Annotated in this window: 22 protein-coding genes; 19 read left to right on the forward strand and 3 right to left on the reverse strand. The window is 68.7% G+C overall.

All coding sequences use genetic code 11. The annotated features are described in order from the left end of the window. Window positions 1-47 precede the first annotated feature (47 nt). The gene (locus IEY82_RS16010; protein ID WP_189124911.1) at window positions 48-353 is read right to left on the reverse strand and encodes a PLD nuclease N-terminal domain-containing protein; all 306 of its coding nucleotides are present in this window, start codon (window positions 351-353) and stop codon (window positions 48-50) included. 276 nt (window positions 354-629) lie between these two features. Here IEY82_RS16010 and IEY82_RS16015 point away from each other — a divergent pair, with 276 nt between their 5' ends. Together IEY82_RS16015 and IEY82_RS16020 are read left to right on the forward strand one after the other, a co-directional pair. Next, window positions 630-1,466, forward strand: a complete 837-nt coding sequence (locus IEY82_RS16015) for a hypothetical protein (protein ID WP_225262832.1) — start codon at window positions 630-632, stop codon at window positions 1,464-1,466. A 10-nt stretch (window positions 1,467-1,476) separates the two neighbouring features. Beyond that, complete coding sequence (locus tag IEY82_RS16020; RefSeq protein WP_189124913.1) at window positions 1,477-1,719, forward strand: hypothetical protein; 243 nt, start codon at window positions 1,477-1,479, stop codon at window positions 1,717-1,719. 203 nt (window positions 1,720-1,922) lie between these two features. Here the strand turns inward: IEY82_RS16020 and IEY82_RS16025 are convergent, their stop codons facing one another. After that, window positions 1,923-2,144: a BldC family transcriptional regulator gene (locus tag IEY82_RS16025; protein WP_181616591.1), complete on the reverse strand. Its 222-nt coding sequence runs from the start codon at window positions 2,142-2,144 to the stop codon at window positions 1,923-1,925. Window positions 2,145-2,399: 255 nt separating this feature from the next. On the opposite strand from IEY82_RS16025, the gene IEY82_RS16030 reads away from it, so the two are divergent. After that, the gene (locus IEY82_RS16030) at window positions 2,400-2,618 is read left to right on the forward strand and encodes a DUF4229 domain-containing protein (protein WP_189124914.1); all 219 of its coding nucleotides are present in this window, start codon (window positions 2,400-2,402) and stop codon (window positions 2,616-2,618) included. Here IEY82_RS16030 and IEY82_RS16035 read toward each other — a convergent pair. Next, entirely contained in the window at window positions 2,615-3,829 is a 1,215-nt protein-coding gene (locus IEY82_RS16035) for a delta-60 repeat domain-containing protein (protein WP_189124915.1), read from the reverse strand. The genes IEY82_RS16030 and IEY82_RS16035 overlap by 4 nt on opposite strands. A gap of 79 nt (window positions 3,830-3,908) precedes the next feature. Here IEY82_RS16035 and IEY82_RS16040 point away from each other — a divergent pair, with 79 nt between their 5' ends. The 16 genes from IEY82_RS16040 (at window position 3,909) to nuoN (ending at window position 21,624) form a co-directional block, all read left to right on the forward strand. Beyond that, entirely contained in the window at window positions 3,909-4,625 is a 717-nt protein-coding gene (locus IEY82_RS16040; protein ID WP_189124916.1) for a demethylmenaquinone methyltransferase, read from the forward strand. Between the two features lie 339 nt (window positions 4,626-4,964). Next, entirely contained in the window at window positions 4,965-6,206 is a 1,242-nt protein-coding gene (locus tag IEY82_RS16045) for a geranylgeranyl reductase family protein (protein WP_189124917.1), read from the forward strand. Window positions 6,207-6,282: 76 nt separating this feature from the next. Then, entirely contained in the window at window positions 6,283-6,678 is a 396-nt protein-coding gene (locus tag IEY82_RS16050) for an NADH-quinone oxidoreductase subunit A (RefSeq protein WP_189124918.1), read from the forward strand. 2 nt (window positions 6,679-6,680) lie between these two features. Beyond that, window positions 6,681-7,232, forward strand: a complete 552-nt coding sequence (locus IEY82_RS16055) for a NuoB/complex I 20 kDa subunit family protein (RefSeq protein ID WP_189124919.1) — start codon at window positions 6,681-6,683, stop codon at window positions 7,230-7,232. Beyond that, entirely contained in the window at window positions 7,229-7,936 is a 708-nt protein-coding gene (locus IEY82_RS16060; protein ID WP_189124920.1) for an NADH-quinone oxidoreductase subunit C, read from the forward strand. The genes IEY82_RS16055 and IEY82_RS16060 overlap by 4 nt, the downstream gene beginning before the upstream one ends. 46 nt (window positions 7,937-7,982) lie before the next feature. Next, window positions 7,983-9,308 carry an NADH-quinone oxidoreductase subunit D gene (locus IEY82_RS16065; protein WP_189124921.1) on the forward strand — a complete coding sequence of 442 codons (1,326 nt, stop codon included), beginning with the start codon at window positions 7,983-7,985 and terminating at the stop codon, window positions 9,306-9,308. A gap of 43 nt (window positions 9,309-9,351) precedes the next feature. Next, complete coding sequence (gene nuoE / locus IEY82_RS16070) at window positions 9,352-10,029, forward strand: NADH-quinone oxidoreductase subunit NuoE (protein WP_308015960.1); 678 nt, start codon at window positions 9,352-9,354, stop codon at window positions 10,027-10,029. Then, complete coding sequence (gene nuoF / locus IEY82_RS16075; protein ID WP_189124923.1) at window positions 10,026-11,315, forward strand: NADH-quinone oxidoreductase subunit NuoF; 1,290 nt, start codon at window positions 10,026-10,028, stop codon at window positions 11,313-11,315. Before nuoE ends, nuoF begins: the two co-directional genes overlap by 4 nt. Next, the gene (locus IEY82_RS16080; RefSeq protein WP_189124924.1) at window positions 11,312-13,699 is read left to right on the forward strand and encodes an NADH-quinone oxidoreductase subunit G; all 2,388 of its coding nucleotides are present in this window, start codon (window positions 11,312-11,314) and stop codon (window positions 13,697-13,699) included. The genes nuoF and IEY82_RS16080 overlap by 4 nt, the downstream gene beginning before the upstream one ends. Then, entirely contained in the window at window positions 13,696-15,012 is a 1,317-nt protein-coding gene (nuoH, locus tag IEY82_RS16085) for an NADH-quinone oxidoreductase subunit NuoH (protein ID WP_189124925.1), read from the forward strand. The genes IEY82_RS16080 and nuoH overlap by 4 nt, the downstream gene beginning before the upstream one ends. Further along, complete coding sequence (gene nuoI / locus IEY82_RS16090; RefSeq protein WP_189124926.1) at window positions 14,999-15,514, forward strand: NADH-quinone oxidoreductase subunit NuoI; 516 nt, start codon at window positions 14,999-15,001, stop codon at window positions 15,512-15,514. The genes nuoH and nuoI overlap by 14 nt, the downstream gene beginning before the upstream one ends. After that, entirely contained in the window at window positions 15,507-16,265 is a 759-nt protein-coding gene (locus IEY82_RS16095) for an NADH-quinone oxidoreductase subunit J (RefSeq protein WP_189124927.1), read from the forward strand. The genes nuoI and IEY82_RS16095 overlap by 8 nt, the downstream gene beginning before the upstream one ends. A 47-nt stretch (window positions 16,266-16,312) precedes the next feature. Further along, the gene (gene nuoK / locus IEY82_RS16100) at window positions 16,313-16,558 is read left to right on the forward strand and encodes an NADH-quinone oxidoreductase subunit NuoK (RefSeq protein WP_049559522.1); all 246 of its coding nucleotides are present in this window, start codon (window positions 16,313-16,315) and stop codon (window positions 16,556-16,558) included. A 73-nt stretch (window positions 16,559-16,631) separates the two neighbouring features. Then, window positions 16,632-18,476 (forward strand): NADH-quinone oxidoreductase subunit L, encoded by a 1,845-nt coding sequence (gene nuoL, locus IEY82_RS16105; RefSeq protein WP_189125058.1) that lies wholly within the window; start codon window positions 16,632-16,634, stop codon window positions 18,474-18,476. After that, entirely contained in the window at window positions 18,476-20,041 is a 1,566-nt protein-coding gene (locus IEY82_RS16110) for an NADH-quinone oxidoreductase subunit M (RefSeq protein ID WP_189124929.1), read from the forward strand. Before nuoL ends, IEY82_RS16110 begins: the two co-directional genes overlap by 1 nt. Beyond that, a complete protein-coding gene (nuoN, locus tag IEY82_RS16115; RefSeq protein ID WP_189124930.1) occupies window positions 20,038-21,624 on the forward strand; it encodes an NADH-quinone oxidoreductase subunit NuoN in 1,587 nt (528 codons plus the stop codon). Before IEY82_RS16110 ends, nuoN begins: the two co-directional genes overlap by 4 nt. Window positions 21,625-21,627: the final 3 nt, after the last annotated feature.

Consider the following 21,627-nt stretch of genomic DNA (forward strand, 5'->3'; position numbering starts at 1 on the left):
CGTGAGAGGCCTCCGTGCGAACGGGGGCCTCTTCGGCGTGCGTGCGCTCAGTCGTCGCCGCGCATGCGGCGTTCGAGCTCGCGGAGGAACTCGGGGTCGTCGTCGGGCCCCTTGGGGGGAGCGGCCGGGGGAGCGGAGCCGGCCTGCGGCGAGGACCGCCACTCGGATCGGGGGGTCTGGGGACGGCCGCGAACCAGCCAGAGCAGCCCGCCCGCAATCGGGATCAAAGCCACGATCAGCATCCAGAGTGGCTTTGGTACGTTCCTAACCTCGTCTTCCGGACTGGTGATGACGTCGAAGAGTGAGTAGAGCCAGAAGGCCAGCAGCGCCAGGCCGACAAGGACACCTGCCATGCCCGAACTGTAAGCCATCCGCGACGTGATCGTGTCAGCTGCATGCACCATTTCGGGTGACTAGGGATGATCGGCGTCGTACGGTAGAACACGATTCAGCGGAGTCCGCCTTCCCTCGGGGCAGCCCTTCCCGCCGCCCGGCGGCTCGCGTGGAGAGGTGCGATGGCCTTTTCTAACGACAAGGGCCGCCATCGGCGGGGTCGTTGGTGGCGACGCGGGTCATACCTTTTCTCCCGTCGCAGGGAGGCGCCTCCGGAGGCCGATCGTTCCGTCTGGGTGAAAGACTGGCCGGCCCGCAACGGCGCCGACCACCGCTTCACCGGACAGGAGACCCAGCGCCCGCGTCCCGTCTCGCGTGAGGGCGTCCGGCCGCGCGAGCGCCGCCAGCGCTGGGAGGGCGGCGAGCGGCTGTCCGCGGCCGTGGCCGAACGCCCCCAGTACACCTGGCACGACTTCGAACTGGACGACACACCTCCCCGGGCTCAGCCCAACCGCCCCGACGCGCCTTCGATGGGCGACGGGCTGCGCCACTGCGGCAAGCTGGAGGCGATCCTGCACCGTCAGTGGGACGCGCGCCTCGGCCCCCCTCCGGCCGAGGTCGTACGGGCCGTGGAGAGCCTCGCCAGGCTGCCCGAACGGCTCAAGGAACTCCTGGCCGGCGGGCTCGAAGGGATCTACGTCGGCCCCGGCGGCGTGCCGGACCTCGACGACATGGGCTACCTGCGCGGCGCCCCGCTGCCGTCGGGGCGGGCTTCGTGGGACATCTGCGCGGGCGCGTACGGCGATCGCAAGATCGTGGTGGGCGACCGGCCCTCACCCACGCCGGACGTGATGATGCACGAGGTCGGCCACGCCATCGACGACGTCGACTCGGTCTACGGCGACTGGGTCTCCGACTCGCCCGCCTTCGTGGCACTCTACGAGGAGGTCACGCCGCTGCTGGCCTCGGCCTTCCACCGCCAGGGCGGCGGGCTGGGCCGCAAGGAGTTCTTCGCCGACGCGTTCGCCGCGATCGCCTCGCGCCAGCGGCCGGCACTCGTCGACATGCTCAGGGGCGACACGCGGATGGCCCTGAACGTCATGCTCTTCTTCAACCGGCGCTACGGAATCTAGGTGATCAGCCATGCACGTCATCCGGCTCGCTGACGGGACCCTGCGCGTGCCGCGGAGCCTGACGAGCGAAGACGGGCGGCTCATCGGCAACGCGTACGTGGAGCTCGAACCTGGTGACCCCGAATACGACCAGTGGCTGCCGGAGTCGCTGACGGAGGAGGAGCTGGCCGAGCGGCGGCGGCTGTGGCAGGCCGGCAACGACGAGCTGGAGCAGGAGTTCCTCGCGTTCAAGGCGGAGCAGGAGGAGGCCTAGCGGCTCGGCAGAGGTTCAGCGGTCCCGGGGAGGCGCGGCGGATCGGGGTCGGCGCGGCGCGGGCCGGGCTGGAGGGCGCGTCACAGGCATGGAGAGACGCCAGCCACGATCGGCGGTTGGCGCCCTCCCATGCCGTGCACATTCCTGGACGGCATCCCGTCGCGGTGATCCTGGCTCACAGGATCACCGATGATGACGGAACGTCAGACGCGCGGGGACTCACCTGTTGGCCTGTCGGCCGTAAGAACGTCCTCGCCTCGGAGAAGGGCGTGCACTTCCGACTCGCGGAACCGCCGATGCCCTCCGGGGGTACGGATACTACTGATGCGGCCTGCCGCAGCCCAGCGCGTAACTGTCTTTGGGTCTACCCGGAAGAGGGCGGCAACCTCTCCCGGGGTCAGCAGACGCTCGCTGCTACTCTCCACCAATCTCTCCCCCTCGCATCCCGCTTCCTGCCAGCGGGCGGACAGGTAACTAGTGTGTCGAGCGAAGCCTGATTTATCCGTGGTTTCGACAAAGATCACGGGTTGTTATCAGCTGACTGCCCGATTGTTATATGATAGAGCCTCTTTGGGGCTCTCGTGGGTGTTTCTTTACGAAACTCCCTAACTGGGCACAGTAGCAGCGCGCGCGCCAGATGCGAAGACCGAGCGCACTGCTCGGGCGAGTAACCTCGACGTGTGCGTCCAGTTCTCGTTTACACCGCGTCGCGGATCGCCCTGTTCCTGGTGACCGCGGCTGTCCTCTACCTGGTCGGTCTGCAAAACCCGCTGGTGCTGATCGCAGTGTCTTTCTTGGTCAGCGGCATCGCCAGCTACGTGCTGCTGTCGAAGCAGCGTGACGCCATGAGCGCGCGAATCAGCGGCAAGATCGACCAGCCGAAGCCACAGGGCGACTAGGGCAGGGGGAACATGCCAATCCGGGCATGGTACTCCCCGCCGAGTCTCGTCGTGTCACTACCAACCAGTAGGCCACCGGGGTGGGCAAGAAATGCCTTCACCCCGATCCCACGTGATCGCCCGGGATTCCAGCTGAGCGCCTTTCCGGTACGCGGATGAATGGCGCCAATGCCTTCACGGGGCACCGCTCCCGGCCCGGCGGAGTCACGGCCGCCGGGGTTGTCCAGCCACCGCAGATGACCCCCGACGTAGACCGCGGCCCCCGTCACCGACACCGAATAGAGCGAGTCGCCGCCGGTGTGGTTGATCCACGTCGGCCGGACGCTCTCGCTCCTGGTGAGCGTCTCGAACCTGGCCGCCGTGTCGCACATCCGCTTGCTGCCCAGGGGGCCGCCCGTGGTCACCACGACGAAATACGACCCGTCCGGCGAGACGTCCAGCCCGCGCACGTAGGAGGGGAACTCAGGCTTGCACGCCGTGGCGTAGGTGGTGGTCCGCCAGGGGGCGACCGTGGGTGTGGGCCGGCTGATGTCGATGACCCCGAGCTGATGCCTCGGCTTGTCGTCGAGCGTGGTGAAGCTGCCGTCGACCACCAGCCGGTCGGCCGTGACGGCGAGGGCGTGAACCCTGGTCCTGGGGGTCAGCGGTGAGCCCGGCTTGATGGCGAACATCGGATCGGCCGCGCCCGTCGTGGCGTCGAGCCTGGCCAGCGCCGTCCGCGGCCGGGTGAACTCACCGCCCGCGTACAGCTGCGAACCTCGCCTGGCCAGCGTCGTCACCATGCCGCCCGCGATGCCGGGCTCGAAGGCGGCCACGAGCGAGCCGTCGAGCAGGCGGAGCCGGGCGAGCGCCTTCGCGGGCCAGCCGTTGACCTCGGGGAAGTCGCCGCCCACGTAGACGGTGCCGTCGTCGCCGGCCGCCAGGCCGTACACGGTCCCGTCGACCTGCGGCGCGAAGTCCGGCAGGATGCGGCCGGTGGCCAGGTCGTAGGCGAACAGATTGTCGCGCGTGACCGAGAACGACCGCGAGGAGTCGGCCACCTCGGTGAACGAACCGCCCACGACGACGGTGGTGCCGCCGACCAGGGCGATGCTGTTGACGATGCCGTCGAGCACGTGGGGCGTCGTGTCGACCGGGTCGGCCGACACGACCCGCGAGTGCGCGACGGGAGCGAGGGCGATGAACGCCGCAAGGGCGGCACGGGCAAGCATTCGCCAAGTTCTAGCAGACACAGAGTAGTGGTGTGACTACTTTCGGTTGATTGTCGGGATAGCCCGTAGGCTTGGGCCCATGACGCGCGCTCAATTGGACAAGCAGCCCGACCAGGTCGCCGCGATGTTCGATCGCACGGCCCGGCGCTACGACCTGGTCAATGACGTGATCTCCCTGGGGCAGGTCCGGTTCTGGCGCAAGGCGGTGGCCGCCGCCGTCGACGCGGGGCCCGGTGAGGTCGTCCTCGACCTCGGAGCCGGCACCGGCACGTCCACCGACGCGTTCACCGCCCTGGGCGCGCGCGCGATCGCCTCCGACTTCTCGCTCGGCATGCTCTGCACCGGCGTACGACGCCACGGCGGCAACGCGCTGAGCGGGCAGGGCGTGCCCTTCATCGCCGGTGACGCGATGCGGCTGCCGTTCGCCGACGACAGCTTCGACGCGGTGACGATCTCGGTGGCGCTGCGCAACGTGCACGACACCTCGCAGGCGCTGCGCGAGATGCTCCGCGTGACCAGGCCCGGCGGGCGGCTGGTCATCCTGGAGTTCTCGCACGTGACGGTCCCCATGTTCGACCGCGTCTACCGCGAATACCTGATGCGGCTGCTGCCCAAGGTGGCCCAGGTGTTCGGGTCCAACGACGACTCCTACGAGTACCTCGCCGAGTCGATCAGGGACTGGCCCGACCAGCCGACCCTCGCGCGCACGATCCAGGACGCCGGCTGGCGGCGGGTGGCCTGGCGCAACCTCTCCATGGGCATCGTCGCCGTGCACAGGGGCTTCAAGTCCGCCTGAGCCCCATGGTGAGCGGGTGCGAGCGCCCGTCAGGGCCGAGCACGTGCCAGGTCCGAGCTCGGCGTGTCGAGCTGTATACGGCCCTCCGTCCTTGACGGGGGGCCTACTTTTGTTACCGGACCTGTCCCTGACTGCCACTTTGTGCTCGAAAAGGGTTAGACTGCGGGCCGACCAGTTTGTGAAGAGGTTCACAAAGGAACGAAGGCGCGACACCCCAAGACCTTCGACCCGCGTAGGACAGGACAGTCCAGTGACCGTGCCAACAGCCGAACTCCAAGCGCAGGAGCTCGACGTGAGAGAGCGACCCAGGAGCCGACGCATGGCGAAGCGGGCGCGACCATGAGCACACCTGACGCCGACGTCATCGTCGTCGGCGCCGGTCCCGCCGGCTCGGCGACCGCCTTCTATCTCGCTCGGGCCGGTCTCGACGTGCTGCTCCTGGAGAAGACCAGGTTCCCCCGGGAGAAGGTCTGCGGAGACGGGCTCACCCCCCGGGCGGTCAAGCAGCTGATGAACATGGGCGTCGACATCGACGCTCCCGGCTGGATCAGGAACAAGGGGCTCCGGGTCGTCGGCGGCGGGCTGCGGTTCGAGCTCGACTGGCCGCGGCTGGACCGGTTCCCCGACTTCGGGCTCGTGCGCACCCGTAAGGACTTCGACGAGATCGTCGCGGTCAACGCCGTCAAGAAGGGCGGCGTACGGCTGATGGAGGGCGTCAACGTCACCGCGCCGGTCCTCGACGACCGCAGCGGTCACGTGGTGGGCGTGACCACCAAGGACGGGACGACCTACCGCGGCCGGTTGGTGGTGGCCGCCGACGGCAACAGCACGCGCCTGGCCCTCGGAATGGGGCTGCACAAGCGTGCGGACCGCCCGATGGGCGTGGCCGTACGAACTTACTTCGAGAGCCCGCGCCACGACGACGACTACCTCGAGACGTGGCTGGAGCTGTGGGACGACGACACGCTGCTGCCCGGCTACGGCTGGGTGTTCGGCGTCGGCGACGGCACCGCCAACGTGGGGCTCGGGCTGCTCAACACCAGCGCCCACTTCGGCAACATCGACTACCGCGACCTGCTGAAGCGCTGGTGCAAGGCGATGCCGGCCGAGTGGGGCTTCACCGAGGAGAACATGCGGGGTCCGATCCGCGGCGCCGCGCTCCCGATGGCCTTCAACCGCCAGCCGCACTACACCCGCGGCCTCGTGCTCGTGGGCGACTCGGGCGGGGCGATCAACCCGTTCAACGGCGAGGGCATCGCCTACGCCATGGAGACGGGCGAGATCGCCGCCGAAGTGATCGCGAAGGCGCTCCGTGCGGGCACCCCCGCGGCTCAGGAACGCATCCTGCGGACGTACCCTCAGGTGCTGAAGGATGTTTACGGCGGATATTTCACTCTGGGCAGATGGTTTGTCGAGGCGATCGGAAAGCCCGGTGTGATGAGTTTCGGCACCAGGCACGGGTTGCCCCACCCGAGGCTGATGCGCTTCGCTCTCAAACTCCTTGGTAATCTCACCGACCGGCGGGGCGATGCGTCGGACAGGATCATCAACGCACTCTCGAAGGTCGCGCCACCAGCATGAATCTCAGACTTGCCAGGCAAACGCATAGATCAGGCCGCTCGCCCGCGCGCGCGGCGACTCCGGAGGAGGCGTAGCGATGGACCTTTACGTGCCCATCCTGGTGCTCGCCGTTCTCGCGGGGGGCTTCGCGATCTTCTCGGTCGCCATCGCCCCCTTCACCGGTCCCAAGCGCTGGAACCGCGCCAAGCTTGACGCATACGAATGCGGCATCGAGCCGACGCCCCAGCCGGTCGGTGGCGGACGGTTCCCGCTCAAATACATGGTCACCGCGATGCTGTTCATCGTGTTCGACATCGAGATCATCTTCCTCTACCCCTGGGCCGTCTCCTTCGCGCCGCTGACGAACGACGCCGGCAGCGTGCTCTCGTCGGGCCTCGGGGTGTTCGCGCTGGTGGAGATGCTGCTGTTCATCCTCACCGTGCTCGTCGCGTACGCGTACGTGTGGCGTCGCAAGGGTCTGGACTGGGACTGAAAATGGGACTTGAAGAGAAACTCCCCAGCGGGTTCATCCTCAGCACGGTCGAGCAGGCCGCGGGCTGGGCGCGCAAGAACTCCGTGTGGCCGGCCACGTTCGGTCTCGCCTGCTGCGCCATCGAGCTGATGGCCACCGGCGGCCCCCACTACGACCTCGCGCGCTTCGGCATGGAGCGCGCTTCGGCGTCTCCACGGCAGGCCGACCTGATGATCGTGGCGGGCCGCGTGTCGCAGAAGATGGCGCCCGTGCTGCGGCAGATCTACGACCAGATGGCCGAGCCCAAGTGGGTCATCGCGATGGGCGTGTGCGCCTCCAGCGGCGGCATGTTCAACAACTACGCGATCGTCCAGGGCGTCGACCACGTCGTGCCCGTCGACATCTACCTGCCCGGCTGCCCGCCGCGGCCCGAGATGCTGATCGACGCGATCGTGAAGCTGCACGACAAGATCCAGAACATGAAGTTCGGCGCGCACCGGGCCAAGCAGATCGACGAGCTCGAGCTGCGGGCGCTGCGCACGCTGCCGCTGATCGACCAGGGGGCCGCGAAGTGACCTCGCCAGACAATCTCCCCGAGGTCCCCGAATCCGCCGAGGGGCCCGAGGTCGCCAAGGTGCCCGGCGCGGCCGACGCGCCGGTCGCCCGGCGCGGCATGTTCGGGGCCGCGGACTCCGGCGACACCTCCGGCTACGGCGGCCTCGTCGTGCGCCGGGCGCCGCAGCTGTCGACGCCCCGGCCCTACGGCGGCTACTTCGACGAGCTGGTCGACACCCTGGGCCTCGACGACGCCATCGAGCGCGTCGTCGTCGACCGGGGCGAGCTCACGCTGCACGTCAGGCGCGAGCGCCTGGTCGAGGTCTGCCAGAAGCTCCGCGACGACCCGGCCCTGCGCTTCGAGCTCTCGCTCGGCGTGACCGGCGTCCACTACCCGCACCTGGCGGGGGAGGAGCTGCACGCGGTCATCCACCTCTGCTCGATCACGCACAACCGGCGGGTCCGCGTCGAGGCGAGCTGCCCCGACGCCGACCCGCACATTCCATCGACGGTCGGCGTTTACCCTGGTCACGACTGGCACGAGCGCGAGGCGTACGACTTCTTCGGGATCGTCTTCGACGGTCACCCCGGTCTCACCCGGATCATGATGCCGGACGACTGGGACGGCCACCCGCAGCGCAAGGACTACCCGCTCGGCGGCATCCCGGTCGAGTACCGGGGCGCCACGATCCCCTCGCCCGACCACAGGAGGTCGTACGCGTGAGCGAGCATGTCGAGCGATGTGTTGACGAGCGAAGCGAGGACCACTGATGACCACCGGCTACGACGAGGCCACGGAAGGCAAGGTCTACTCGGTCAACGGGGGCGACTGGGACGAGGTCGTCAGCGGGGTCCGCGACTCCGGCGAGGAACGCCTGGTCGTCAACATGGGCCCGCAGCACCCGTCCACGCACGGCGTGCTGAGGCTGGTGCTGACCCTCGACGGTGAGACGGTCACCGAGGCGCGCAGCGTCATCGGCTACCTGCACACCGGCATCGAGAAGAACATGGAATACCGGACGTGGACCCAGGGCACCACGTTCGTCACCCGGATGGACTACCTGTCGCCGATCTTCAACGAGACGGCCTACTGCCTGGGCGTCGAGCGGCTGCTCGGCATCGAGGACCGGATCCCCGACCGGGCCTCGGCCATCCGCGTGATGATGATGGAGCTCAACCGGATCTCCTCGCACCTGGTCGCGATGGGCACGTTCGGCATGGAGCTGGGCGCGACCACGCCGTTCCTGTTCGGCTACCGCGACCGCGAGATGGTCATGGACCTGTTCGAGTACATCACCGGCCTGCGCATGAACCACGCGTACGTGCGTCCCGGCGGTGTGAGCGTCGACCTGCCCGCGGGCGCGGTCGACAAGGTGGGCGCGTTCCTCAAGGAGATGCCCAAGCGGATCAAGGACATCCGCAAGCTGCTCGACGCGAACCCCGTCTACGTGCGCCGCACCCGTGACGTGGCCTACCTCGACCTGACCGGCTGCATGGCGCTCGGCATCACCGGGCCGATCCTGCGGGCCGCGGGCCTGCCGTGGGACCTGCGCAAGTCGCAGCCCTACTGCGGCTACGAGACCTACGAGTTCGACGTGGCCACCCAGCGCGGCTGCGACGTCTACTCCCGCTATCTCGTGCGCATGCAGGAGATGGAGGAGTCGCTCAAGATCATCGAGCAGGCGCTCGACCGGCTCGCCGGCCCGCTCAAGGGCGACCCGGTGATGATCGAGGACAAGAAGATCGGCTGGCCCGCGCAGCTCGCGCTCGGCCCCGACGGCTTCGGCAACTCGCCCGACCACATCGCGCACATCATGGGCAGCTCCATGGAGGCCCTCATCCACCACTTCAAGCTGGTGACCGAGGGCTTCAGGGTGCCGGCCGGGCAGGTGTACGTGCCGATCGAGTCGCCCAAGGGCGAGCTCGGCGCGCACGTGGTGAGCGACGGCGGCACCCGCCCCTACCGGGTGCACTTCCGCGAGCCGTCCTTCACGAACCTGCAGGCCGTCCCCGCGATGTCCGAGGGCGGCCAGGTCGCCGACGTCATCGCCGCGGTGGCATCTATCGACCCCGTCATGGGAGGTGTGGACAGGTGAGTGAGCGCAGCGAACGAACAATCGGACACAGCACGCTTGCCACGTGTCCGACCGAGGAGGACGCGTGACGTATCCACCGGAAGTCCGGGAGCGTCTCGAGCGGGACGCCAAGGAGATCATCGGCCGCTACCCGAAGGCGCGGTCGGCCCTGCTTCCGCTGCTCCACCTGGTGCAGTCGGAGGACGGCTACGTCTCCGACGCCGGGCAGGAGTTCTGCGCCGAGCTGCTGGGCCTCAGCAAGGCCGAGGTCGTCGGGGTCTCGACGTTCTACACCATGTACAAGCGCAGGCCGGCGGGCGACTACCACGTGGGCGTCTGCATCAACGCGCTCTGCGCGGTCATGGGCGGCGACGAGATCTGGGAAGAGCTGAGCGAGCACGTCGGCGTCGGCCACGAGGAGACCACCCCTGACGGCAAGGTCTCGCTGGAACGCCTCGAATGCAACGCGGCCTGCGACTTCGCGCCGGTCATGATGGTCAACTGGGAGTTCTTCGACAACCAGACCCCCGACTCGGCCAAGCAGCTCGTCGACGACCTGCGCGACGGCAAGGACGTGCGGCCCACGCGCGGCCCCAAGAAGCTGTGCACCTTCAAGGACGCCTCACGAGTGCTCGCCGGGCTGCCCGACGACCTCGCGGGCGACGGGCCCTCGGCCGCGGGCGCCTCGCTGGAGGGCCTCAAGGTCGCCAAGGCCAACGGATGGAAGGCCCCCGAGGCATGAGCACCACCCTGACACCGGTCCTCACCGCCAACTGGGACCAGGCCGACTCCTTCACCATCGACGGCTACGGGCCCTACGAGGCGGCGAAGAAGGCGCTGGGCATGGACCCCGACGCCGTCATCCAGGCCGTCAAGGACTCCGGCCTGCGCGGCCGCGGTGGCGCCGGCTTCCCGACCGGCATGAAGTGGGGCTTCATCCCGCAGGGCGACGGCAAGCCGCACTACCTCGTCGTCAACGCCGACGAGTCGGAGCCGGGCACCTGCAAGGACGTCCCGCTGATGATGGCCAACCCGCACTCGCTGGTCGAGGGCGTCATCATCACGGCCTACGCGATCCGGGCCAACCACGCCTTCATCTACGTGCGCGGCGAGGTGCTGCACGTCATCCGCCGGCTGCACGCGGCCGTGCGGGAGGCGTACGAGAAGGGCTACCTCGGCGCCGACATCTTCGGCTCCGGCTACGACCTCGAACTCGTCGTGCACAGCGGCGCGGGCGCCTACATCTGCGGCGAGGAGACGGCGCTGCTCGACTCGCTGGAGGGATTCAGGGGCCAACCGCGGCTCAAGCCTCCCTTCCCGGCCGTGGCGGGCCTCTACGCCTCGCCCACTGTGGTCAACAACGTCGAGTCCATCGCCAGCGTTCCCTCGATCGTGGCCAACGGCGCCGACTGGTTCGCCGGGATGGGCACCGAGAAGTCCAAGGGCTTCGGCATCTTCTCGCTGAGCGGCCACGTCACCCGGCCCGGCCAGTACGAGGCCCCGCTGGGCATCACGCTCGCCGAGCTGCTCGACATGGCGGGCGGGATCCGCGCCGGACACGAGATCAAGTTCTGGACCCCCGGCGGCTCGTCCACGCCGATCTTCACCGCCGAGCACCTCGACGTGCCGCTCGACTTCGAGGCGGTCGGCGCCAAGGGCTCCATGCTCGGCACCCGCGCCCTGCAGATCTTCGACGAGACCACCTGCGTGGTCCGTACGGTGCTGCGCTGGACCGAGTTCTACGCCCACGAGTCGTGTGGCAAGTGCACGCCGTGCCGCGAGGGCACCTTCTGGCTCAAGCAGGTGCTCAAGCGCCTGGAGAAGGGCCAGGGCACCGAGGAGGACCTGTCCACGATCACCGACATCGCGGACAACATCCTGGGCCGTTCGTTCTGCGCCCTGGGCGACGGCGCGACGAGCCCGATCCACTCCTCGGTGAAGTACTTCCGCGACGAGTACCTGAAGCACTTCGAGGTCGGCGGCTGCCCGTTCGACGCGAAGAAGTCCACTCTCTGGGGTGACCAGTGACGACAACCGCCGTAGAGACCAACCTGGTGACCCTCACCATCGACGGGTTCCAGGTCAGCGTCCCCAAGGGCACCCTGATCATCAGGGCGGCCGAGCTGCTCGGCATCCAGATCCCCAGGTTCTGCGACCACCCGCTGCTCGACCCGGCGGCCAACTGCCGCCAGTGCCTGGTCGACATCCCCGACGCGGGCAACGGCCGGGGCTTCCCCAAGCCGCAGCCGTCGTGCGCGATCGAGGTCGCCGAGGGCATGGTGGTGCAGACCCAGCTGACCTCCCCGGTCGCCGAGAAGGCGCAGCGGGCGGCCATGGAGTTCCTGCTCATCAACCACCCGCTCGACTGCCCGGTCTGCGACAAGGGCGGCGAGTGCCCCCTGCAGAACCAGGCCATGTCCAACGGGCAGGGCGAGTCGAGGTTCCAGGAGCAGAAGCGGACCTTCGCCAAGCCGGTCCCGCTGTCCACCGAGGTGCTGCTCGACCGCGAGCGCTGCGTCCAGTGCGCGCGGTGCATCCGGTTCTCCGACCAGATCGCCGGCGACCCGTTCATCGACTTCTTCGAGCGGGGCGCCAAGGAGCAGGTCGGCATCGCCGACGGCGAGCCGTTCCAGTCCTACTTCTCCGGCAACACGGTGCAGATCTGCCCGGTGGGCGCGCTCACCGGCGCCGCCTACCGGTTCCGGGCCCGCCCGTTCGACCTGGTGTCCACGCCGAGCGCGTGCGAGCACTGCGCCTCCGGTTGCGCGCTGCGCACCGACCACCGGCGCGGCCGGGTCACCCGCCGCCTGGCGGGCAACGACCCGCAGGTCAACGAGGAGTGGAACTGCGACAAGGGCCGCTGGGCGTTCAGCTACGCCACGCAGCCCGACCGCCTGCAGACGCCGCTGGTCCGTGACGAGGAGGGCGTGCTGGTGCCCGCCTCGTGGCCCGAGGCGCTCGACGCCGCCGCCCGGGGGCTCGCCGCCGCCCGTGGCAAGGCCGGCGTGCTGGTCGGTGGCCGCGCCACGGTCGAGGAGGCGTACGGCTACGCCAAGTTCGCCCGGATCGCGCTCGGCAGCAACGACATCGACTTCCGCGCCAGACCGCACTCCGCCGAGGAGGCGCGCTTCCTGGCCCACGAGGTCGCGGGCCGGGGCATCGAGATCTCCTACGCCGACCTGGAGAGCGCGCCCGGCGTGCTGCTCGTCGGGTTCGAGCCCGAGGAGGAGTCGCCGATCGTCTTCCTGCGGCTGCGCAAGGCGTGGATGAAGCGGGGGCTCAAGGTCACCGCGATCGCGCCGTTCGCCACCAACGGGCTGGCCAAGATGGGCGGCACGCTCATCCGCACCGCCCCCGGCGGCGAGGCCGACGCGATCGGCGACCTGGTCGGCACCCTCGCCGAGGGCACGATCGTGCTCGCCGGCGAGCGGCTGGCCACCGTCCCCGGCGCCCTGTCCGCCCTGGTACGACTGAGCGCCGCGTCGGGCGCCCGGCTCGGCTGGGTCCCGCGCAGGGCCGGCGAGCGGGGCGCGATCGAGGCCGGCGCGCTGCCCAACCTGCTGCCGATCGGCCGCCCGGTCGACGACGAGAGCGCCCGGGCCGAGGTGGCCAGGGCGTGGAACGTGAGCTCGCTGCCCGCCACGCCGGGCCTCGACACCGCGGGCATCCTCGCCGCGGCCCGTGAGGGCGAGCTCGACGCGCTGGTGGTGGCCGGGGTCGATCCCTTCGACCTGGCCGATCCCGCCGCCGCGCTCGACGCGCTGGAGCGCACGCCGTTCATCGTCAGCCTGGAGATCCGGGCCAGCGCCGTCACCGACCGCGCCGACGTGGTCCTGCCGGTCGCCTCCGTCCAGGAGAAGGGCGGCACGTTCGTCAACTGGGAGGGCCGCGGACGCTCGTTCGAGGCGCCGTTCAAGGTGCCGGGCCTGCAGAGCGAGCTCGCCGCGCTCGGCGCCATCGCCGACCGGATGGACGTCCACCTGGGCCTGCCGGACGCCGCGGCCGCGCGGCGCGAGCTGAGCGCGCTCGGCGCGTGGCGCGGCACCCGGGTCACGGCGCCCAGCGCCGCCACCCGCTCCCAGGCCGCGCCCGCCCAGGGCGAGGCGCTGCTGGCCAGCTGGCACCTGCTGCTCGACGACGGCCGCCTGCAGGACGGCGAGCCGTACCTCGCGGGCACCGCTCGCCCCGCCGAGGCGCTGATCTCGGCGGTCACGGCGGCGGAGATCGGCGTCGCCGACGGTGACAAGGTCGTCGTCGGCGGGCCGGGACCCAACCCCGTCACGCTGCCCGTCCGGATCGCCGACCTGCCCGATCGGGTGGTCTGGGTGCCGTCCAACTCCGGCGGCTGCTCGGTCACCCGTGACCTCGGCGCGGTGGCCGGCGACATCGTCACGATCGGGAGCGCTTCATGATCCACGTTCTCGCGGCCGATCCGACCCTTGCCGACTTCGGCAAGGATCCGCTCTGGATCACCATCATCAAGGCCGTGCTGCTCTTCGTCTTCCTGATGCTGGGCATCCTGTTCGGCGTCTGGTTCGAGCGCAAGCTGATCGCGCGGATGCAGAACCGCTACGGCCCCAACCGGGCCGGCACGTTCGGTCTGCTGCAATCGGTCGCCGACGGCATCAAGATGGGCCTCAAGGAGGACCTCTTCCCGCGGACCGTCGACAAGGTGCTCTACCTGATGGCGCCCGTCATCATGGTGATCCCGGCCTTCCTGGCCTTCTCCATCATCCCGATGGGGCCGATGGTCAACCTGTTCGGCGTCGAGACGCCGCTGCAGCTGGTCGACCTCCCGGTGGCCGTGCTGTTCATGCTGGCCATGGGCGCCATCTCGGTCTACGGCGTGGTGCTGGCCGGCTGGTCGTCCCGCTCGCCGTACGCGCTGCTGGGCGGGCTGCGGTCGGCGGCCCAGGTGGTCTCGTACGAGATCGCGATGGGTCTGTCGTTCGTCGGCGTCTTCCTGTTCGCCGGGACGCTGTCCACCTCGGAGATCGTCGCGGCGCAGGAGCCGACCTGGTTCGCGGTGCTGCTGATCCCGTCATTCCTCATCTACGTGATCTGCATGTTCGGCGAGGCCGCGCGCATCCCGTTCGACCTGCCCGAGGGCGAGGGCGAGCTGGTCGGCGGGTTCCAGACCGAATACTCCTCGTCGCTGAAGTTCGCCGTGATCATGATGGGCGAATACCTGCACACGTTCGTCGCCTCCGGAATCGCGGTCACGCTCTTCCTCGGCGGCTGGCGGGCCCCCTGGCCGATCTCGATGTGGGACGGCGCCAACGAGGGCTGGCTGCCCTTCCTATGGTTCTTCATCAAGTTCGTGCTGACCTTCTGCTTCATCGTGTGGGTGCGCGCGTCCCTGCCACGGGTGCGGTACGACCAGCTCATGGCCCTCGGCTGGAAGGTGCTCATCCCGCTCAACCTGGCCTGGATCCTGCTCGTCGCCGCCGTCCGGACCGTGATGTACGTCTACGGCGGCCGGTTCGAAGGAGACATCTACGTGGTCGCCGGCATCGGCGTGGCCATCCTGTTCGGCGCGATCGCGATCTGGCTCAGGTTCGACACGGTCAACCAGCGGCGCAGGGAAGCGAGGAAGGCCGAGGTCGAGGCCGAGTTCGAGGAGCTGTCCAACGAGCCGACGGCAGGTGGCTTCCCTGTGCCGCCGCTCGATCTGCCGCACTACCACGGGGTGCAGCACAAGGAGATTCCCAGTGGGACTAACTGATTTCCTGAACCCCGTCAAAGGCTTCGGGGTCACCTTCCACACGATGTTCAAGAAGCCCGTCACGGTCAACTACCCGGAGGAGAAGAGGCCGACGGCCCCGCGCTTCCACGGGCGACACCAGCTCAACCGCTGGCCGGACGGGCTGGAGAAGTGCGTCGGCTGCGAGTTGTGCGCCTGGGCGTGTCCCGCCGACGCGATCTTCGTGGAGGGTGCCGACAACACCGACGAGGAGCGCTTCTCGCCGGGCGAGCGCTACGGCCGCACCTACCAGATCAACTATCTGCGGTGCATCCTCTGCGGCCTCTGCATCGAGGCGTGCCCGACCCGGGCGCTCACGATGACCAACGAGTACGAACTCGCCGACAGCAACCGCGAGGGCCTCATCTACACCAAGGAGATGCTCCTCGCCCCGCTGACGCAGGGCATGGAGCAGCCTCCGCACCCCATGCGGCTCGGCGAGACCGAAGAGGACTACTACCGGCTGGGACGGACCAATGGGTGAGGCCATCACGTTCTGGGTGCTCGCCGTCGTGTCGGTCGGCGCCGCGCTCGGCATGGTCTTCAACCGGAAGGCCGTCTACTCCGCGCTGATGCTCGGCACCGTGATGCTCTGCCTGGCGGTCATGTACGCCGTGCAGGACGCGCCCTTCCTGGCCGCGGTGCAGATCATCGTCTACACCGGCGCCGTCATGATGCTCTTCCTGTTCGTGCTCATGCTGGTCGGCGTCGACTCCACCGACTCGCTCGTCGAGACCCTGAAGGGCCAGCGCTTCTGGGCCGCGATCGCCGGGCTCGGCTTCGCGGCGCTGATCGTGCTCGCCGTGGGCAACGTGGTGTTCGCCGAGCCGGCCGGGCTCGCCGCGGCCACGGCGCAGGGCGGCTACATCCGCTCGATCGCGTTGCTGCTCTTCACCAAGTACGTGTTCGCGTTCGAGGTCACCTCGGCGCTGCTGATCACCGCCGCGCTCGGCGCGATGGTGCTGGCGCACCGCGAGCGGCTGACCGAGAAGGTCACCCAGAAGGACCTCTCGCGCGCCCGGTTCCTCAGCGACCAGCCGTCGCCGCTGCCCGGCCCCGGCACGTACGCCAGCGGCAACGCCATCGACATGCCGGCCCGGCTGCCCGACGGCACGGTGGCGGAGACCTCCGTCAACCGCTACATCGCCCGCTTCGACGTCGAGCAGGGCCACCTTCCGGAGGACCCCGCGCTGGCCGAGGCCATCAAGCACTCGGCTGAGGAGGAGTCCAAGTGACCACCCAATACCTCATCCTGTCGGGCCTGCTGTTCGCCATCGGCGCGATGGGCGTGCTGATCCGGCGCAACGCGATCGTGGTGTTCATGTGCGTCGAGCTCATGCTCAACGCCTGCAACCTCGCGTTCGTCACGTTCGCCCGGCAGGTCGGCAATCTTGAGGGCCAGATCATCGCGTTCTTCGTGATGGTGGTGGCAGCGGCCGAGGTCGTGGTAGGCCTGGCCATCATCGTGACGATCTTCCGAACCCGCAGGTCGGCGTCCGTGGACGACGCCAACCTGCTGAAGTACTAAGAGGTGACTGGTGGAATCTCCTGTTGAGATCGTCCAGCACACCGCTGGTGGCGTGATCGGGCTCTCCTGGCTCATGATCGTGCTTCCCCTGCTGGGCGCGGCGATCCTGCTCGTCCTCGGGCGGAAGACCAACCGGTGGGGCCATCTGCTGGGCGTGGCCATGTCCCTCGCCTCGTTCGTCGTGGCGGTGCTGGGGTTCTTCGCGCTGATCGGCCTGCCGGACGACCAGCGTCGGCAAGCCGTACATCTGTATGAGTTCATTCCCGGCATGGTCGACATGGGGTTGCTCATCGACCCGCTGTCGATCAGCTTCGCGCTGCTGATCACCGGTGTCGGATCGCTGATCCACATCTACTCGATCGGCTACATGGCGCATGACCCCGACCGGCGCAGGTTCTTCGCGTACCTCAACCTGTTCGTCGCCGCGATGCTCCTGCTGGTGCTGTCCGACAACTATGTCGGGCTGTTCATCGGCTGGGAGGGCGTCGGCCTGGCCTCCTACCTGCTGATCGGGTTCTGGCAGTTCAAGCCGTCGGCCGCGGTCGCCGCCAAGAAGGCGTTCATCGTCAACCGGGTCGGCGACTTCGGGCTGCTGGTCGGCATGTTCATCATCTGGACCTCGTTCGGCACCCTCGCCTTCGGCGACCTGGGCGCCAAGGTCAACGGCGTCCAGGACGGCACCACGCTGGCCATCGGCCTGCTGCTGCTCCTCGGCGCGTGCGGCAAGTCGGCCCAGCTGCCGCTGCAGTCCTGGCTGCTCGACGCGATGGAGGGCCCGACCCCGGTCTCCGCCCTCATCCACGCCGCGACCATGGTCACCGCCGGCGTCTACCTGGTGGTCCGCTCGGGCGCGTTCTTCTTCCCCGAGGGCTCGACTGCGGCGCTCGCCGTCGCCATCGTCGGCGCGGCCACGCTGCTCGCCGGTGCGATCATCGGTTGCGCCAAGGACGACATCAAGAAGGGCCTGGCCGGCTCGACGATGTCGCAGATCGGCTACATGATGCTCGGCGCGGGTCTCGGCCCGGCGGGCTACGCCTTCGCGATCGGTCACCTGATCACGCACGGCTTCTTCAAGGCCGACATGTTCCTCGGCGCCGGCTCGGTCATGCACGGCATGAACGACGAGGTGAACATGCGCAAGTACGGCGGTCTCCGCAAGTACATGCCGATCACCTTCGTCACCTTCATCGTCGGCTACCTGGCGATCATCGGCTTCCCGCTGCTGTCCGGCTACTTCACCAAGGACGGCATCATCGAGACCGCCGTTCACCACCAGCCGGTCCTCGGCTGGCTGGCCGTGGCGGGCGCCGGCATCACCGGCTTCTACATGTCGCGCATGATCTTCATGACGTTCTTCGGTGAGAAGCGCTGGGACGCCGACGCGCACCCGCACGAGTCGCCGGCCGTCATGACGGTGCCGCTGATCATCCTGTCGATCGGCTCGATCTTCCTGGGCGGCTACCTGATCCTGAGCAACACGCTCATGAAGTTCCTGGCCCCCGCGGTCGGACGGCCCACGGACCTGCCGGTGTTCCACTTCGCCAGCGTTCCCGGCCTCGCCACGCTCGCGCTGGTGGCCGTCGGCGCGGGCTTCGCCTGGTTCAGGTACGGCCGGGCCGAGGTGCCCGTCGTGGCGCCGCGCGGCTCGTTCGTCACCACGTTCGCCCGGCGTGACCTGTACGGCGACGCGCTCAACGAATCGCTGTTCATGCGCCCCGGCCAGTGGCTGACCCGGATCGCGGTGTTCTTCGACAACCGCGGCATCGACGGGGTGGTCAACGGGCTGGCGGCGGGCATCGGCGGGACCTCGGGCCGGCTGCGGCGGCTCCAGACGGGCTTCGCCAGAACGTACGCGTTGTCCATCCTGATCGGCGCCGCCCTGCTGACAGGCGCCCTGCTCCTCGTTGGGAACATCTGATGTCGTCACTCTGGCTCCCGATCCTCATGGTGGTGCCCGTGCTGGGCGCCATCGTGGTGGCGCTGCTTCCCAAGGGGAGCGACAAGCTGGCCAAGCAGGTCACGCTGGCGGTGTCGCTGGTCGTCCTGGTGCTGACGCTCGTCATGGCGTTCCAGTTCCCGTCGGCGAGCGGTGACCGGTTCAAGTTCGAGGCGGTCTACGACTGGATCCCGAGCTTCGGGGTGCACTTCGGAGTCGGCGTCGACGGCATCGCGCTCGTCCTGATCGCGCTGTCGGCGGTGCTGGTGCCGATCGTGGTGCTCGCCTCGTGGCACGACGCCGACGGGGTCCGGACCGCCGACGGCACGCTGATCACGCCGAAGCGGTCGGTCAAGACGTACTTCTCGCTGCTGCTCGTCCTGGAAGCGATGATGATCGGCGTCTTCGCGGCGACCGACGTCTTCCTCTTCTACGTGTTCTTCGAAGCCATGCTGATCCCGATGTACTTCATGATCGGGTCGTACGGCGGCGCCCAGCGGTCCTACGCGGCCGTGAAGTTCCTGCTCTACTCCCTGTTCGGCGGCCTGCTCATGCTGGTCGCGGTGATCGGGCTGTACGTGGTCGCGGGCAAGGGCACGTTCATGTTCCCCGAGCTCGTCGGGGTCATCCAGGACCCGGCCACGCAGAAGTGGCTGTTCGCCGGATTCTTCATCGCCTTCGCCATCAAGGCGCCGCTCTGGCCGGTGCACACCTGGCTGCCCGACGCGGCCGCGCAGGCCCCGGCCGGCGCAGCCGTGCTGCTCGTGGGCGTGCTCGACAAGGTGGGCACGTTCGGGATGCTCCGCTTCTGCCTGGAGTTGTTCCCCGACGCGGCCAAGGCGTTCACGATGCCGATCGTGGTGCTGGCGGTCATCAGCATCATCTACGGCGCGATCGTGGCCATCGGGCAGAGCGACATGAAGCGCTTGATCGCCTACACGTCGATCTCCCACTTCGGGTTCATCGTGCTGGGCGTGTTCGCCATGTCGCAGGTCGCCCAGGCGGGCGCCGCCCTCTACATGGTCAACCACGGCTTCGCCACCGGCGCGCTCTTCCTGGCCGCCGGGTTCCTCATCTCCAGGCGCGGCTCGCCGCACATCGCCGACTACGGAGGCGTCCAGAAGGTCGCCCCGCTGCTGGCGGGATTCTTCCTGGTCGCCGGCCTGGCCGGACTGTCGCTGCCGGGGCTCTCGTCCTTCGTCAGCGAGTTCATGGTGATGATCGGCGCCTACTCCAGCACGGCCTTCGGTTCGGGCGCGCTGAGTGTGGCCGCCGGCATCTCGGCGCTGGCCGTGATCCTGGCCGCCGTCTACATCCTGTGGATGGTGCAGCGCACCCTGAACGGGCCGACCGCCGAGCCGGTCAAGGCGTTCAAGGACCTCAACGTGCGTGAGATCCTCGTGCTGGCGCCGCTGGTCGCGCTGATCATCGGTTTCGGGTTCTACCCCAAGCCCCTGCTCGACGTGATCAACCCCACGGTGACCCAGACGCTGGTCAACGTACAAGTGGACAACCCGGCTATCGCTGAGAAGGGAGCCGGCCAGTGAACGGAGCCATCGAGGCGCCGACGATCGAGTACGGCCTGCTGGCGCCGCTGCTGCTGGTCTTCGGCGCGGCCGTGATCGGTGTGCTCGTGGAGGCGTTCGCGCCCCGCTACCTGCGCAAGTCGATCCACGTGCCGCTCACGCTGCTCTCCCTCGCCGGCGGGTTCGCGCTGGTGCTCGTACAGGCGTTGCGGGGCAGCCTGCCCACCACGCCGGCCGCCATGGGCGCGGTCGCCGTCGACGGGCCGTCGCTGTTCATCTGGGGCGTCATCCTCGTCCTGTCGTTCGTGTGCGTGCTGCTGATCAACGACGAGGGTCACTTCGTCGCCTCGGCCGCGGCCGTGCCGGGCAGCGCCGACGAGGAGGAGGCCGAGACCGCCGGCGGCGGGCACACCGAGGTCTACCCGCTGGTGCTGTTCGCGGTCGGCGGCATGATGCTCTTCCCCGCCGCCCACGACCTGCTGACGATGTTCGTCGGCCTTGAGGTCATGTCGCTGCCGCTGTACCTCCTGTGCGGCCTGGCCCGCCGTCGCCGCCTGCTCTCGCAGGAGGCGTCGATGAAGTACTTCCTGCTCGGCGCGTTCTCCTCGGCGTTCTTCCTGTACGGCATGGCCATGATCTACGGCTACGCCGGCACGGTGTCGCTGCCCGGCATCAACCAGGCGCTGTCCAGCGGGGTGCTGCTCGATCCGCTGCTGCTGATCGGGATGGCGCTGCTCGGCGTGGGCCTGCTGTTCAAGATCGGTGCCGCGCCCTTCCAGGCGTGGAAGCCGGACGTCTACCAGGGCGCCCCGACTCCCATCACCGCGCTCATGGCCTCCGGCACGCTGGTCGCCGCCGTAGGCGCGCTGCTGCGGGTGTTCTGGGTGGGTCTGGGCAACCTCGACTGGGACTGGCGCCCGGTCATGTGGGGCGTCGCGGCCCTGACCATGCTGGTCGGCTCGATCCTGGCGATCACGCAGACCGACATCAAGCGGATGCTCGCCTACTCGTCGATCGCGCACGCGGGCTTCCTGCTCATCGGCGTCATGGCCACGTTCGACAGCCCGGCCGGCAACGCGGGCTCGCTCTCGGCGATCCTGTTCTACCTGGTGGTCTACGGCTTCACCACCGTGGGCGCGTTCGCCGTGGTGACGATCGTCCGTGATCCCGGCGGCGAGGCGTGGCACCTGTCGCGCTGGGCCGGGCTGGGCAAGCGGTCGCCGCTGCTGGCCGGCACCTTCGCCTTCTTCCTGCTGGCCTTCGCCGGCATCCCGTTGACGAGCGGTTTCTTCGGAAAGTACGCCGTGTTCACGGCGGCGCTCGGCAGCGGCGCCGAGGTGGGCGACTCGCTGGGCGGCTGGATGGTCGGCCTGGTCGTGCTGGGTGTGGTCGCCTCGGCGGTCGCCGCGTTCTTCTACGTCCGGGTCATCGTGCTGATGTTCTTCAGCGACGCGGCGGCGGACGGTCCGTCGATCGCGGTGCCGAGTACGGGGACCGTGGCCGTCATCTCGGTCGCGATGCTGGTTACGGTAGGAGTGGGGCTCTTCCCGCAGCCCGTGCTCGACCTCGCAAACCAGGCGGCATCCGGCCTGTTCATTAGATAAGGG

It is taken from the genome of Nonomuraea cavernae, assembly GCF_014646355.1.
Classification (GTDB): Bacteria; Actinomycetota; Actinomycetes; order Streptosporangiales; family Streptosporangiaceae; genus Nonomuraea; species Nonomuraea cavernae.